Source organism: Epibacterium ulvae (genome assembly GCF_900102795.1).
Classification (GTDB): Bacteria; Pseudomonadota; Alphaproteobacteria; order Rhodobacterales; family Rhodobacteraceae; genus Epibacterium; species Epibacterium ulvae.
In genome coordinates this window covers 133,104-147,128 of record NZ_FMWG01000001.1, presented here as the reverse complement: position 1 = coordinate 147,128, position 14,025 = coordinate 133,104, and the positions used below count along the sequence as shown (strand labels likewise).

The window sequence follows — 14,025 nt, the reverse complement described above, 5'->3', positions numbered from 1 at the left end:
ATCAGCAGGCCGGACGCGGGCGCCGCAAAACACCTGCAGCAGGCAATAGGCCAACTTCTGTCTTTACTGGGGCCGCGGTGTGATTAAACCAGAACTCTTCGGTTGCGGTCTGGCGCACGCGGATACCTTCGGGCAGATCGCGCACTGTCAATCCGGCCTCGATTGCGAGCTGGCGCAACAACATGCCAAATCCGTCATCATCCAACCAGGCACCGCAATAGATCTTATGACCATCGCGCATCGCAATCACCTCACCGGCGTTGGTGCGCAAAATGGGTTCACCTGTCCCTTCTAGCTCTTCGACATAATGAATGGCCGCACCCCCCCCCTTAAGCGGACGCGGCATGTCCGGACGGATCGTTTCAAGCCGGGACACAGTTACATCCAAACCCGGCAACGCTGGTGGTAAGGGATTTGGGATATTAAAGCTCGCATCCCGTGCAGCACTGCGTGGCCCGTAAATCACCTGTGCCTGCGAAGCGGCTAGCGCCTGTTTCAGATCATCAGGCATATGCATCATGCCAGGAACAAGGACCATTTTATATCCCGCAAAATCGCGGGTTTCGGGGCGCACAATATCCACGCTAAGACCTGCACGACGCAGCGCACGATAAACATCAAAGATCAGACCAAAATAGCTAAGCCCCTGTCCCTGTGGCTGTGTTGCCCAGGCCCAATCTGCATCATAGTCAAACATCAAGGCGACAGGTGCCTGTGCAGGTTGCACATCTGGCGTATCTTTCAATTCAGCTGCAACCTGCATTGCCTCGGCCATGGCAGGCGCATCTTTGCTATCGGGACGCAGCATGCCCGCATGCAATTGCTCTTGGGCAAAAGGCGCTTGTCGCCAGCGGAAATAACACACTGCTTCGGCGCCGTGGGCAAAGGCTTCCCAGCTCCACAGCCGTACCATACCAGATAAAGGCGCAGGGTTATAAGGCGCCCAATTGACCGGACCGGGCTGTTGTTCCATCACCCACCAGCGACCTTTGCCAACAGCGCGGTAAAGATCATGATGCAGCGCCTGAAAATCTGGATCACCTTGGCGCGCATAAGCACGCTGCTGTTCTGGAGACGCTCCAACGCGATCTTCAAGGAAGCCCAAAGGATAGCTGTCCCATGTGGCAATTTCCAGATCATCGCCTGTTTTGAAATGATCAAAATCAGTGATCCGGCCCATGTAATTATGCGAGATCGGCGCGCTTGAATGGTCTTTGATGATCTCAACCTGCGCGCGGTTAAATGCCACAACCTGATCAGACGAGAATCTGCGGAACGCATGAACATGCGCTGGGTTTGGCTCTGTCACTGTGAGATTTGGGAGCGCAATCTCGTCAAAGGCGCGATATTCCATTGACCAGAAAACATTACCCCACGCCGCATTCAGCGCTGCGATATCATCATTAAATTGCACCTGAAGCCAAGTGCGAAACCCATCACGTGCCGCCTCAGAATAGCTTATGATCGTATCATGGCAGCCGTATTCATTGTCAGTCTGCCAAGCCGCAACATGCGGATTTTTCCCAAAGCGCTCGGCAAACAAACGGGTGATACGCTGGCTTTCAGCAAAATACCCTTTGTGGCTAAAGCAATAGTGCCTGCGTGATCCAAACCCACGTGGGCGACCCTGATCATCCACAGCAAACATGTCTGGATGTCGATCCGCCATCCAGCGCGGTGGTGTCGCTGTTGGTGTACCAAGCACGACCTTAAGACCTGCCTGTCCCAACACCTCAATCGCACGGTCCAGCCATTCAAATTGCAGATCACCGGGACTGGGTTCTAGTCTGGACCAAGCAAATTCACCGATCCGAACCCATGTCAAGCCAGCCTCCACCATGCGACGTGCATCTTCGGCCCAGATATCTTCAGGCCAATGTTCGGGATAATAGCAAGTGCCAAGGGTCCGGAGCATGTGTTTTGCCCTCTTATTTTTAGAGTTTGACTTGATGTTCTTTTTGACCACACGCCACATCGGCGATGGCAAAGGTCTGACCTGCAGGCGCAGGCAATCCGCCATCAGCGGCGGTGGTTACATACAGCGTCGCAAGGTCTGCACCGCCAAAAGCAGGGCATGACGCCTGCGGCGTAGGCACCGCCACGGCGCGCAGGAATTCACCAGCAGGACTATAGCAGGCCACACGCGATGCGCCCCACTGTGCATTCCATAGGTTGCCATCCGCATCGACAACAGCACCGTCCGGGCCGAAATCTTCAGCGGACAGATCAACAAACAGCTCAGCCTTGCCAATTGGCCAACCATCCTCAGCATCTAGTGGCTGGCGCATGATTTTACCGGTCACGGTATCTGTGTAGTACGCACAAGATTGATCTGGGGCGAAACAAATCGCATTAGAAATCGTCACATCTGGCACAACCGTACGCAATTCACCGTGATAATAGCGGTAGATGGCACCAGCGCCGGGTTCTGCGTTATAACCCATGGTTCCAATCCAGAACCCACCCCAAGGGTCCGCACGCCCATCATTTGACCGTGTTTCAACATTGTCAGCCTCAAGCCCGACAACAAAGCTCTGCTCGCCGGTTTCGATATTAAACTCCCAGAGCGCAGTGGCCGAAGCAAGCAGGAAGCGACTATCATCAATCCAACCAACCGCTGAGACGCATTCGTCAAACTGCCAGTGTCGCTCTTCCCCGTCCTGCAGCGTATAAAACCGCTTACCTAGAATATCGAACCAGAAAAATTGCTGAAGGGAGGGATGCCAAAAAGCCCCCTCCCCCAGTGTACATGCCGTAGAGCTGATTGTTTGGATCATGCGCCAAAGGCCTCGTCATAGGCCGCAACCATGTCTTTTGCGATTGATGCAATATCTGCAACACTTCGACCCTGTTTGTAGAGGTTAGAACCAATACCAAACCCTGTGATACCGGCAGCCTGCCAATCGGCAAAATTCGCAGGCCCGACACCGCCAACCGCATAGGTTTTGGTCTCTTTTGGCAACACTGCTTTCACCGCATTAAATCCATCGATCCCAAATTTGAAAGCGGGGAAGAATTTCAACCCATCTGCGCCGTGGCGCAGCGCAGAAAAACATTCCGTCGGTGTAAATACACCGGGGTAAGACAACATGCCCGAAGCTTTGGTGGCCATGATCACATCCGGGTTTGCGTCCGGTGAAATCACCATCTGCGCACCGATCTGTTTCAGACGCGCGACATTTTCAACAGTCAGCACAGTACCCGCACCCACAAGCGCGTTTTCACCTGCCAGTTCAAGCATCTTAGAAATGCTGTCAAAGGGTTCAGGCGAATTCAGTGGTACTTCGATCTTGGAAATCCCAGCGTCAATCAGCGCTTCGGTTACGCCAATTGCTTCGTCAGGTGTGATACCACGCAGAATGGCAATGATTTCGCGGCTCATGATTGGCTCTCTTGCAAATGGGAGTGGGCGGCCTTCAGGCCATTTAAAGTTGTTTCTTCCGCATCAACGATGCGAGGCGTTTTACCTTGGGTGGCCAAGGCCGCAGCATAGGCCTGTGACAGCGCGTTTTCACCAACAATCGTCACATCTGAACTGTCCCAGTAGCTTTGTGCGGCCGTCAATTCCGCCCCAAGCAACAAGCCAGACAAGGTCGCACGTGCAGCCTCAGGGGATAGGTCTGCCACCAAAGCCTCAGCGCGCAATCCAAACAGCGACTGCATAAGCGTATTTGGGTTTTCGATGGCTTTGACGCAGGCGTTTCTAAAGGCTGTTTCATTCCAGCCATCACGCCCGACAGAATGACGCAGAACCGAATGATCTCCGATCACATTGAACAATTCACCACTCATGAAAGTGGCAAATTCAGTGATCTGCCCGGCCTGGACATGCGCCCATTTGGTATGTGTGCCCGGCAGGCAAATCACCCCATCGAACTGCGCATCTCGTGCCGTAACACCCATGATCTGCGTCTCTTCCCCCCGCATCACATCAGCCGGAGACATCTGTTTCACCCCCGGCAATATGTGCACGTTGAGCCGAGCGTCTTGTGTGGCAACATGAGTCGCCATGTCAATTGATGGCGGCGGGCAAGGTGTTGCGGCATAAGGCGCTTCAGACCAACCTTGGCGCGAGCCGGCCATGCCACAAATCACGACATCCAGCTTGCCTTCAATTGGCAATGCATCTCCGATAAGTTCTAACAGAACCCCTTCATAAGCATCAGGGGAAATCCGCCCCATGCCTTTGTCAGATGTGCGCCGTGCAAGCACGGTCCCGTCTGCGGCAAGCAACCACACACGCACTTGGGTGGTGCCCCAATCCGCTGCAATCCAAGCTGGAGGAATATCAAGGCCAGAGGTCATCCTGTCACCACTACCCCGCCATCTACAACCATCGCCTGACCCGTCATCATTTTACTGCTGTCAGACGCAAGGAACAGTGTCGCGCCCACGATGTCTTCAGGGCCCAGCGTGTCTTTCAGGCATTGGCGCCCCAGATGCTCTTCAAGTGCTTCGGGAGTAACCCACAGTTCTTTTTGCTTGTCGGTTAAAACCCAACCGGGCGCAATCGCGTTGAGGCGAATTTTATCAGGCCCAAATTCCCGTGCCAGTGAACGGGTCATACCGTTGATGCCGGAATTCGCGGTTGTATACGCGGGATATCCCGCATTGCCCATCATGTAGGAAATTGAGGTAAAGTTGATGATAGATCCGCCACCTGCTTCCTTCATACCTTTCACAGCTTCCTGACAGGCAAAGAAATAGGCTTTTAGATTGATCGACTGCGACCAATCCCAGAACTCTTCATCGACGTCGAGGGTTTCATGACGTTTGTCATTCGCAGCATTATTCACCAGTGCCGTTATTGCCCCGTGCGCTTCTGCTGCCTGCTGCATTGCTGCTTTCAAGGCTGGAATATCCGTGATGTCGCACTGGATAAACAGAGGGCGAACCCCGTACTTTTCCTCCATCTCATCACAGAATTCTGTAGCATCTGAACGCCCAACAAAAGCCACCTTAGCCCCTTGTAACAAAAAGCCTTCGGTCAAGAATGCGCCGATGCCAGAACCGCCACCAGTGATAAATACGGATTTACCTTTCAGGTCATGAAATGTTGCAGACATCAATGGCTCTCCCGTGTGACGGGGCGGGTGTCTTTACCCACCAGAAAATCAAGATCAGCACCCTTGTCAGCCTGCAGCACGTGATCGACGTACATTTTGGCATAACCACGGGTGTAATGAGGGTCGGGTTCGACCCAATCAGCGCGGCGCGCTTCCAGCTCAGCTTCATCCACCAAGAGTTCAAGAACACCGGTAGAGGCAGAAACTTTGATGCGATCGCCGGTTTTTACCAGCGCGATTGGACCACCTGCGGTGGCTTCGGGTGCCACATGCAGGATCACAGTGCCAAAGGCAGTGCCAGACATGCGCGCATCAGACACGCGCACGATATCGCGCACGCCCTGCTTCACCAATTTTGCAGGAACGGGCATGTCCCCGACTTCGGGCATACCCGGATAGCCTTTGGGCCCGCAGTGTTTCAGAACAAGAATAGTATTTTCATCGACTGGCAGATCATCCCGGTCGATGTTTGCTTTCAGCTCTTCAATCGTTTCGAACACATAGGCTTCGCCCTCGTGTTCCAGCAAGTGATCTGACGCAGCAGATGGTTTTACAATTGCACCGCGCGGCGCAAGGTTGCCACGCAGCACACGCAGGCCAGCAGCCGGTTTGCGCGGTTCATCATAGGCATAGATGACGTCACGGTTATAGCATTCCGCCTCTTCGTAATAATGGGAAATATCCTTACCCATCACAGTGTTGGCATCCCGCAATTTGTGCGCGATCTCTTTCAACACAACCGGAACACCGCCTGCATAGCAGAAATCCTCCATCAGGTATTTCCCCGATGGCATGCAGTTTACAAGCAATGGAATTTCTCCGCCGATCTCAAAGTCTTCCAGACCCAGATCCACGCCTACACGCCCTGCCAATGCTAGAAGATGCATCACCGCATTGGTCGATCCCCCTAAGGCCGCATTGGCAAGGATCGCATTTTCAAAGCTCTCTTTGGTGATCACATCCGAAAACTTCAGATCTTCCTCAACCATCTCAACAATACGTTTGCCTGTCATATGCGCCAACGCCATACGCCGCGCATCAACAGCCGGGAGTGAACCGTTCATCGGTAAGGACAGCCCCATGGCCTCGGACAGAGACGACATGGTCGAAGCTGTGCCCATGGTCATGCAAACCCCTTTGGAGCGTGACATGCCTGATTCAGTCGCCATGAAGTCTTTGAGGGTCATTTCCCCCGCTTTCACGTCCATCGCAAATTTGCGCACATCCGTGCCAGAGCCCAGATCGCGGCCTTTCCATTTTCCGTTCAGCATAGGACCGGATGACACAACGATGGTCGGCAGATCAACCGAAGCCGCGCCCATCAATTGGCCCGGTGTGGTTTTGTCACAGCCGCCCAGCAGAACCACGCCATCCATACCATAGGCGCGAATGCTTTCTTCGACGTCCATCGCCAAAAGGTTGCGGAACAGCATCGCTGTGGGCTTCATCTGGGTTTCACCCAAAGACATTGCTGGGAATTCCACAGGGAAACCTCCAGCCTCCCACACGCCTCGTTTCACACCTTCGGCCAGTTCCCGCAGGCCAGAGTTGCAGGGGGTCAGTTCAGACCAAGTGTTGCAGATGCCGATAACAGGGCGACCATCAAACACATGATCAGGAAACCCCTGATTTTTCATCCAAGAGCGACGGATAAAACCATCCTTATCCATCATGCCATACCAGCTGCGGTTACGTCTCTCTTTGGTCATACCAAGGTTCCTTCAATAACCCACATGCGATCCGGGAAGCTCCACGGCAGGGTAATACCATGGTTCATCAGGAAAGCGCCGCTCACGACCATCGGATCGGTTTTAAGAAGTGGGTTGCCCCGCGACAGCGTTGGCGGTGCGATTTCATCGCGGTTCTTCAACTCAACTCGGTACATACTGTCGGCCGACAATCTGGTCAGTCGCAATGGACGCGGCGCAATCTGTGCTGATGTTGCTGCTTTCCCGGCAAAAACTACAAAACGCTCATGGTTTTGCGCCAGCTGTTGTTCGGCAATGACAGCTTCATCTGAACTGTCCAACCGCAGAATGTCTGCAGTGTTCATCCAATCGCGATTTTCTTTCCACCAGTTGGTCACATCCGTGAGCACCTTGGCTTCGTCTTCTGTCAGCTCACGTGGGTCCATCTCGAAACCCATGTGACGTTGTGCAGCCACCCAAGCCCGATAACGGATGTCATACACGCGTCCTGAGGTATGGCATTCACGCGGTCCTACATGACTACCAGTGACAGCTGAAGGTAGAAAGATTGCCGCATTATGCTGCATCCGCAAGCGTTCATGTGCATCATTGGAATCTGACAGCCACACCCGATGTGTGCGCTCAAGAATGCCAAAATCGATCCGACCGCCACCAGAAGCACAGCTTTCGATTTCCACTTTTGGGAAAGCCTCACGCAGGCGGTCGATCAGCGCATAAGAGCCTCGGGTTTGTGCTGCATCAGGCATGGGCAACACGCGGTTGTGGTCCCATTTGATGTAATCAATATCGTGATCCCGCAAAACCGCGCCAATCCGGTCAAACAGAAAATCGCGAACCTCTGGCAGGCCCATATTCAAGGCTTTCTGCTGGCGACCCAGAATTTGATCTTCACCACCCAATGCCCAATCCGGGTGCGCGCGGTGGATATCGGAATCTTCGTTGATCATCTCTGGCTCAAACCAGATGCCAAAGCTCATCCCCAGACTATGAACGTGATCGATCAGCGGCGTCAGCCCATCAGGATATTTGCGCGGATCGACTTCCCAATCTGACAGCGATGTTGTGTCATCATCACGGTTTCCAAACCAGCCATCATCCAGAACAAAACGCTCAGCACCAAGTTTTGCTGCGCGTTCTGCTATATCTTTCAGTTCAGGTAGGTTGTGGTTGAAATAGACCGCTTCCCAACAGTTATAATGGACAGGACGGGGACGATCCGCCTGCGGCCATTGCACGATGCGGTCCCGCAAATGGCGCTGGAACGCAACCGCGCAGCCATTCAGACCATCGTCTGAGAACATCGCATATAGCTTTGCGGTTTTAAATTCGGTCGCAGCTGCCATTTCCACGCGGGATGCATGCCCAAACTGCACCTGACGGCGGCCATCGGGTAGTTCTTCGGCCACCATACGGTGACCACCAGACCATCCATAATGGAACGCATAAGCATGGCCCGTAGCGTTCGTCGCTCCACGACAGGGCACAATCAAACCCGGGAAATGTTCATGTCCGGTACGGCCAGTCCGGTTGTTGCGGTAGCGAATACCTGCAGACCATGGCGTGCGGTTCATCTGGAATTCGCCACACCAGCGGCCAGCGAAATCGATCATCTCATCAGAGAATTGCGGGGCCGGGAACACCGGGGCGGACAGCCAATGCAAGTGCACTGGGCGCGTTGAGGAAACGCTGGCCTGTGCTTCGATCACATGTGTCTGCCCATCAATAGAGAACCTGGCAGTGTAAGTTAGGGTTGTACTATCATCGATATAGGTCAGCGTTAAAACGCCATCCTCTTCGGTTGCGGACGAAAAACAAAATTTCGGCAGCAACGGCGTGCCATCAGAATCGCGTATGTTCAGTCCCGGTTGACCGGGGAATGTACGTGTTGCTTCAGGACAAATAGACAATTCGGGGTTCTGATCAAGCATCCCCCCGGTCACGTCCAAAACCTGCGCTTGATACAGCGTGGTCAGGTTTTCAGTATCAGAGAGCCTAGGGCCCCAATAGACCACCTCAGCGAGGTGGTCATTGTGGGATCCCAGGACAAGAGTTTGGCGTGAGTCATCAAGACGCCAGCATCGGATCATTTCACGGCTCCTAGTGTGAGACCTGCGATAAAGTGCTTTTGCATCAAGAAGAACATAGCAACCGGAGGCAAAGCGGCGACAATCGAGCCTGCACTCATCAGGTGATACGCTGCACGATATTGCGCATTGAAGCTGGTAATACCTGCAGTCACGGGCTGGCTTTCAGCCCCCTGAGTGAGCACGATAGCCCAAAAGAAATCGTTCCAGATGAACGTGAAGATCAACACGGCCATTGCAGCCAATGCAGGTTTCATCAAGGGCAGAACAACATACCAGAAAATGCGCCATTCTGCGACACCTTCCACACGTGCGACTTCGATCAAATCAAAGGGCAGTGCGCGGATAAAGTTGCGCATGAACAGAGTACAAAAGCCGGTTTGGAACGCGATATGGAACAGAACCAACCCTGTTTTGGTGTTGTACAATCCCAAATCCAAAGTCAGATCACGCACAGGCACCATCAAGATCTGAAACGGGACAAAGTTGCCCGCAACAAACATGAAGAACACCCAGAGATTCGCCTTGAACTTGTAAACGCCAAGGGCAAAGCCAGTCATCGAGCTGAGGATGACACAGCCAACAACAGTTGGAACGGTAATAAACACCGAGTTGAGCAAATAGCGTGGCATGTCAGAGGCAAAGAAAACCTTGCCATAATTCTCCACGAAATTGAACGAGCTGGGCAGTCCCCAATAGTTTCCGGTGGTGAAGTCTGCATCGGGTTTGATTGAGAACAAGGCAACCGCAATCAAGGGCAGCAGCCACATTACAAGCGCCACAGGCAAAAGAGCCTGATACGTCAATTGCCAACTGCGGGGGGATTTTTCGATAGGCGTGGGAAACATCTTAACGACCCCCTTTGTCGTCTTGGTACATGGAGTACAGGAAGTACGCGATGAAGAAGAGCATGATCAGGAACAGCACAACCGCAATCGACGCACCATAGCCCATGCGGAAGCCATATTCGGACAGAGCCACTTCAAACATGTAAAAGGACAGCACGCGGCTTTCACCAAAGGGCCCGCCATTGGTCATGATTGAGATCAGGTCGAATGAACGCAACGCGCCAATGATCGTCACAACAAATGCAATAAACGTGGCAGGTTTCAACTGCGGAACAATCACGTGCCACAACATGCGCCAGCCTTTCGCACCATCAAGGCGCGCTGCTTCGATTTGTTCAGGGTCAACAGCGTTCAAACCAGTAAGATACAGAATCATACAATAAGCTGTTTGCGGCCAGATGCCTGCAGCAATAATGCCGTAAGTTACATAGCGTTCGTCCCCGAGCACATTGATCGGACCGAGCCCGAAAATGCCGATGAACTCATTCAACAAGCCAAATGTCGGGTCATAAAACCATGTAAAAACAAGGCCCACGACAACTTGAGAGATCACAAACGGGAAGAAAAACAGTGACTTATAGAGGCGGATGCCCATTACCGTCTGGTTGAGGAACAACGCGATAAACAATCCCGCAGGAATCGCCAGCAGGTATAAAACCAGCCAGATCAAGTTGTTGCGCAGCGAGACGTAGAACGCATCGTCCCAATACAACTCTTCATAGTTGCCCAAACCGATCCATTCGGGGTCGCTTAGACCGTCCCATTCGTAAAAGGACACGCTGATCGACTGAAAGATCGGGAAAATCACATAGAACAGAAAGAAGATCACACCCGGTGCGAGGAACAGCCATGGGGTGACCGCGATCTCATTCCTTTTATACCAGGACGACTTTGTCGTGGCCTTGGTGGATGAAGACATGGTCAATCTCCGATTGAGAGTCATTCCTTAGTCGGTCGGCTTCACCAGACCGTTCAGGAAGTGGCAAAAAAGGGTGCAGCACATACACGTGCTGCACCCGTCATGTGAGAAAGTTACTTGTAGATGCGCTTCGCAGCACGGTCCAAGCGCGCAAGGATCTTGTCCAGATTATCTGGTTTCACCATGAACTCTTGGAAGCCTTCCATTGCAACTTTTGCCATTTCTGCTGGTGCATCACGATCAAAGAACTGTGCAACACCGCCTGGGCTGTTTGCAGACAGCATTTCGAAACCTTCTTTCAGGAACTTGTCATCATCAACTGATGATTTTGCGTTCACTGGCAACTGGCCTAGGTTATCGCCGTTGTTGATCAAAGTTTGGTTGTCCGCAGACACAACAAACTTCAGGAACTCACGCGCCGCCTCTTTGTTCTCAGCTTTTGCTGGAATGTGGAAAGTATCGGTTGGCGCGTCCTCGGACAACGCAACACCTTCGGTGATTGCAGGGAACTGATAGAAGTCCAGTTTGCTGTCATCCAGGCCTGCTTCACGCAGAGGTGGAACTGCAAAGTTACCCTTTAGGATCGCAGCCGCATCACCGGACACAATGAAGGGCAGTGATTCTTGCCAGCTGTAGGCGGTGTGGTTGTCAACAAAGGCACCCATGTCGATCAGTTCGCGCCAGTTTGCAAAGGTCGCTTTTACGCCGTCATCAGTCCAAGGGATTTCGCCGCCAGTCAGCTTCGCGTGGTAGTCATACCCGTTCGTGCGCATGTTCAGGTAATCAAACCAACCACCTGCGGTCCAAAGGAATTTGGTGCCAATGGTGTAGCACTTACGACCAGAATCAAGAATCGCCTGACAGTTAGACTTCATCTCATCAAAGCTTGCTGGCTCGCTCAGACCCAACTCGTTATAGATGTCTGCGCGATAGTAAACGCCCCACTGATAGTAAGTGTAAGGCACGCCCCACTGCTTACCATCCAACGTCATCGCACCCTTGGTTGATGCGAGATCTGCCAGTGCCGGATCTGCCCAAACATCTGAGATGTCTTCAAAAAGACCTGCATCAACGTAAGGCTTCATGCGGTTTGCAGCGTACCAGTTTGCGACGTCTGGCGCGTTTGCAGTCAAGAAGTTACGGATCTGCGTTTTATACGCTTCGCGATCAATAACGGTCAGCTCAATATCCAGATCAGGATGCAATGCGCCGAAACGCTCAACCATGCCTTCCATCACAGCGCGAGGCGCCGGGTTCGACATGTCAGAGAAGATTTTCAGAGTGCCGGACAGACCTTCCGCCTGTGCGCCCGCACCAAACCCAACCGACAGCGCCAGGGCTGCAGCTGTCGCTTTAAACATTTTCATTGGTTTCCTCCCAATTCAACCTTTGTGTTCTAGGTTTCAAATAATGGAACTGCATTCCATCTATTGAAACCATGAAGGACTCTGGCTAAGAATGTCAACAGTTTCATAGTAGCCGCACTGCGAAACATCAGGGAGGAACGTGATGACAGCAATACAGTCGTCGCAACGCGGCGCTGACGGAACCGTCGGCAAAGCGTTGAATATATTGGATCAGGTGGCCCAATTTGGCCGTCCCGTCCGGTTTGGAGAATTGCTTGCAGCCTCTGAACACCCCAAGGCGACTTTGTATCGGCTTGTGCAAACCTTGGCGAATCAAGGGATGCTTACTTACGATGAAGATCGTCAAACCTATGCCCCCGGACTTCGTTTGGTCCGTCTTGCACACGCAGCTTGGCGTCAAAGTTCCCTTGCACCCATTGCGCGCCCATATATAGACGCATTGGCCACACAAGTTGGCGAAACCATTCACCTGGCCCAGCTTGATCGTGGTCAGGTCTTATATGTTGATAAACGCTCAGCATCACAACCGATCGAAATGTTCAGCCAGGCCGGTAAAGTTGGCCCTGGCTTTTGCACCGGTGTTGGCAAAGCCATGATGGCCTTTCTCGATGAAAACACCCAGGCCGACGCGATCCGACGCCAAGCCTTTCTCGCACATACCCCTACAACCCTAGCCTCGCCAGACGCACTGCTGGCCGAACTCGCAGAAATCAAACGCGACGGTGTTGCCTTTGACCGCGAAGAACATGAACCCGGGATCATTTGCATTGCCGCACCGATCCTGTCTGAAGGGGGGCGCGTGATTGGCGCACTCTCCATTACCACATCAACGCAGCGCCAGACACTGGACGGGCTTCTGGTTCACCGCCCTGTCCTGCAGGAAACCGCTGCCGAAATCGCATCAGCTGCCGAAACATGGCAGTTCCCATGCTGACCCCCCAAGGAGGAATGCAATGACTGGAGTCACACTATCAAAAGCGGTCAAGAAATATGGAGACGTGCAAGTTATCCATAACATTGATCTCGAAATTGAAGACGGCGAATTCTGCGTCTTTGTCGGCCCTTCGGGCTGTGGTAAGTCTACCCTGCTGCGCATGATTGCAGGTCTGGAAGAGACCACAGATGGCCAGATTAACATTGGCACGCGCGACGTGACTCATATGGATCCTTCGGAGCGTGGCGTTGCAATGGTGTTCCAGACCTATGCCCTGTATCCGCATATGACTGTGGAAGAGAACATGGGATTTGGCCTGAAAATGAATGGCCATCCAAAAGAAGAGATCAAGGAAAAGGTCGCAGAAGCCAGCCGTATTCTGAAGCTTGACCAATACCTAAAGCGCAAACCCAAAGCGATGTCTGGTGGTCAACGTCAACGTGTGGCGATCGGACGTGCAATTGTTCGCGGTCCTGAGGTGTTCCTGTTTGACGAACCTTTGTCAAACCTTGACGCAGAACTACGGGTCGACATGCGCGTCGAAATCGCGCGCCTGCACAAAGAAATTGGCGCAACCATGATCTATGTGACCCACGATCAGGTTGAAGCGATGACCCTAGCGGATAAAATCGTCGTTCTGCGTGCAGGCCATATCGAACAGGTTGGCAGCCCGATGGATCTCTACAAAGATCCAGACAATAAATTCGTGGCTGGTTTCATTGGCTCCCCGGCAATGAACTTCCTAGAGGGCACGGTTGAAAATGGTGCTGTAACTGTTCCCGCCTTGGGTGGTCGCGCCGTGTCCACATCAGTTTCCTTGCCTGCAAACGGCAGCAAAGTGCTGGTTGGCGTGCGCCCACAACACCTGCAAGTGGCCGAAGCGGACAGCCCGATTCGTCTGGAACTGCGCGAACGTCTGGGAGGCGTTTCTTATGACTACCTGACCACGCCAACAGGCGAGAAGGTTATCGTGGAAACCCGCGATGATGGCGCCATCGCCGAAGGCTCTGCCGTAAGCTTGGACTTCAACGATGCAGATGCATATTTCTTTGATGCAGCAAGTGAACAGCGTTTGCGCTGATCAAACACGACTTCGAA

At 52.9% G+C, this 14,025-nt stretch carries 12 protein-coding genes; 2 read left to right on the top strand and 10 right to left on the bottom strand.

Features of this window, described 5'->3' with window-relative positions:
* Nucleotide 1: 1 nt before the first annotated feature.
* The 10 genes from BLP79_RS00745 to BLP79_RS00700 form a co-directional block, all read right to left on the bottom strand.
* Entirely contained in the window at nucleotides 2-1,915 is a 1,914-nt protein-coding gene (locus tag BLP79_RS00745) for a beta-galactosidase (protein ID WP_090214759.1), read from the bottom strand.
* 19 nt (nucleotides 1,916-1,934) lie between these two features.
* Nucleotides 1,935-2,777 (bottom strand): SMP-30/gluconolactonase/LRE family protein, encoded by an 843-nt coding sequence (locus tag BLP79_RS00740; RefSeq protein ID WP_090214755.1) that lies wholly within the window; start codon nucleotides 2,775-2,777, stop codon nucleotides 1,935-1,937.
* The gene (locus BLP79_RS00735) at nucleotides 2,774-3,382 is read right to left on the bottom strand and encodes a 2-dehydro-3-deoxy-6-phosphogalactonate aldolase (protein ID WP_090214752.1); all 609 of its coding nucleotides are present in this window, start codon (nucleotides 3,380-3,382) and stop codon (nucleotides 2,774-2,776) included. The genes BLP79_RS00740 and BLP79_RS00735 overlap by 4 nt, the downstream gene beginning before the upstream one ends.
* The gene (locus BLP79_RS00730; protein WP_090214750.1) at nucleotides 3,379-4,305 is read right to left on the bottom strand and encodes a 2-dehydro-3-deoxygalactonokinase; all 927 of its coding nucleotides are present in this window, start codon (nucleotides 4,303-4,305) and stop codon (nucleotides 3,379-3,381) included. The genes BLP79_RS00735 and BLP79_RS00730 overlap by 4 nt, the downstream gene beginning before the upstream one ends.
* Nucleotides 4,302-5,066, bottom strand: coding sequence for an SDR family NAD(P)-dependent oxidoreductase (locus BLP79_RS00725; protein WP_090214748.1), 765 nt, complete (start codon nucleotides 5,064-5,066; stop codon nucleotides 4,302-4,304). The genes BLP79_RS00730 and BLP79_RS00725 overlap by 4 nt, the downstream gene beginning before the upstream one ends.
* The gene (locus tag BLP79_RS00720; RefSeq protein ID WP_090214747.1) at nucleotides 5,066-6,775 is read right to left on the bottom strand and encodes an IlvD/Edd family dehydratase; all 1,710 of its coding nucleotides are present in this window, start codon (nucleotides 6,773-6,775) and stop codon (nucleotides 5,066-5,068) included. Before BLP79_RS00720 ends, BLP79_RS00725 begins: the two co-directional genes overlap by 1 nt.
* Nucleotides 6,772-8,862, bottom strand: coding sequence for an alpha-galactosidase (locus BLP79_RS00715; RefSeq protein ID WP_090214746.1), 2,091 nt, complete (start codon nucleotides 8,860-8,862; stop codon nucleotides 6,772-6,774). The genes BLP79_RS00720 and BLP79_RS00715 overlap by 4 nt, the downstream gene beginning before the upstream one ends.
* Complete coding sequence (locus BLP79_RS00710; protein WP_090214745.1) at nucleotides 8,859-9,707, bottom strand: carbohydrate ABC transporter permease; 849 nt, start codon at nucleotides 9,705-9,707, stop codon at nucleotides 8,859-8,861. Before BLP79_RS00710 ends, BLP79_RS00715 begins: the two co-directional genes overlap by 4 nt.
* Before the next feature lies 1 nt (nucleotide 9,708).
* Nucleotides 9,709-10,626: a carbohydrate ABC transporter permease gene (locus tag BLP79_RS00705; RefSeq protein ID WP_170830433.1), complete on the bottom strand. Its 918-nt coding sequence runs from the start codon at nucleotides 10,624-10,626 to the stop codon at nucleotides 9,709-9,711.
* A gap of 113 nt (nucleotides 10,627-10,739) precedes the next feature.
* On the bottom strand, nucleotides 10,740-11,993 hold the full coding sequence (locus BLP79_RS00700; RefSeq protein WP_090214735.1) for an ABC transporter substrate-binding protein: 1,254 nt from the start codon (nucleotides 11,991-11,993) through the stop codon (nucleotides 10,740-10,742).
* A 142-nt stretch (nucleotides 11,994-12,135) separates the two neighbouring features.
* Between BLP79_RS00700 and BLP79_RS00695 the strand changes: the two genes are divergently transcribed.
* Nucleotides 12,136-12,927, top strand: coding sequence for an IclR family transcriptional regulator (locus tag BLP79_RS00695; RefSeq protein ID WP_090214732.1), 792 nt, complete (start codon nucleotides 12,136-12,138; stop codon nucleotides 12,925-12,927).
* Between the two features lie 19 nt (nucleotides 12,928-12,946).
* Nucleotides 12,947-14,008 carry an ABC transporter ATP-binding protein gene (locus tag BLP79_RS00690; protein ID WP_090214730.1) on the top strand — a complete coding sequence of 354 codons (1,062 nt, stop codon included), beginning with the start codon at nucleotides 12,947-12,949 and terminating at the stop codon, nucleotides 14,006-14,008.
* The last annotated feature ends 17 nt before the right edge of the window (nucleotides 14,009-14,025 follow it).

Coding starts and splice junctions, on each gene's coding strand:
- BLP79_RS00745 (WP_090214759.1), bottom strand. CDS start 1,915: ATGCTCCGGACCCTTGGCACTTGCTATTATCCCGAACATTGGCCTGAA.
- BLP79_RS00740 (WP_090214755.1), bottom strand. CDS start 2,777: ATGATCCAAACAATCAGCTCTACGGCATGTACACTGGGGGAGGGGGCT.
- BLP79_RS00735 (WP_090214752.1), bottom strand. CDS start 3,382: ATGAGCCGCGAAATCATTGCCATTCTGCGTGGTATCACACCTGACGAA.
- BLP79_RS00730 (WP_090214750.1), bottom strand. CDS start 4,305: ATGACCTCTGGCCTTGATATTCCTCCAGCTTGGATTGCAGCGGATTGG.
- BLP79_RS00725 (WP_090214748.1), bottom strand. CDS start 5,066: ATGTCTGCAACATTTCATGACCTGAAAGGTAAATCCGTATTTATCACT.
- BLP79_RS00720 (WP_090214747.1), bottom strand. CDS start 6,775: ATGACCAAAGAGAGACGTAACCGCAGCTGGTATGGCATGATGGATAAG.
- BLP79_RS00715 (WP_090214746.1), bottom strand. CDS start 8,862: ATGATCCGATGCTGGCGTCTTGATGACTCACGCCAAACTCTTGTCCTG.
- BLP79_RS00710 (WP_090214745.1), bottom strand. CDS start 9,707: ATGTTTCCCACGCCTATCGAAAAATCCCCCCGCAGTTGGCAATTGACG.
- BLP79_RS00705 (WP_170830433.1), bottom strand. CDS start 10,626: ATGTCTTCATCCACCAAGGCCACGACAAAGTCGTCCTGGTATAAAAGG.
- BLP79_RS00700 (WP_090214735.1), bottom strand. CDS start 11,993: ATGAAAATGTTTAAAGCGACAGCTGCAGCCCTGGCGCTGTCGGTTGGG.
- BLP79_RS00695 (WP_090214732.1), top strand. CDS start 12,136: ATGACAGCAATACAGTCGTCGCAACGCGGCGCTGACGGAACCGTCGGC.
- BLP79_RS00690 (WP_090214730.1), top strand. CDS start 12,947: ATGACTGGAGTCACACTATCAAAAGCGGTCAAGAAATATGGAGACGTG.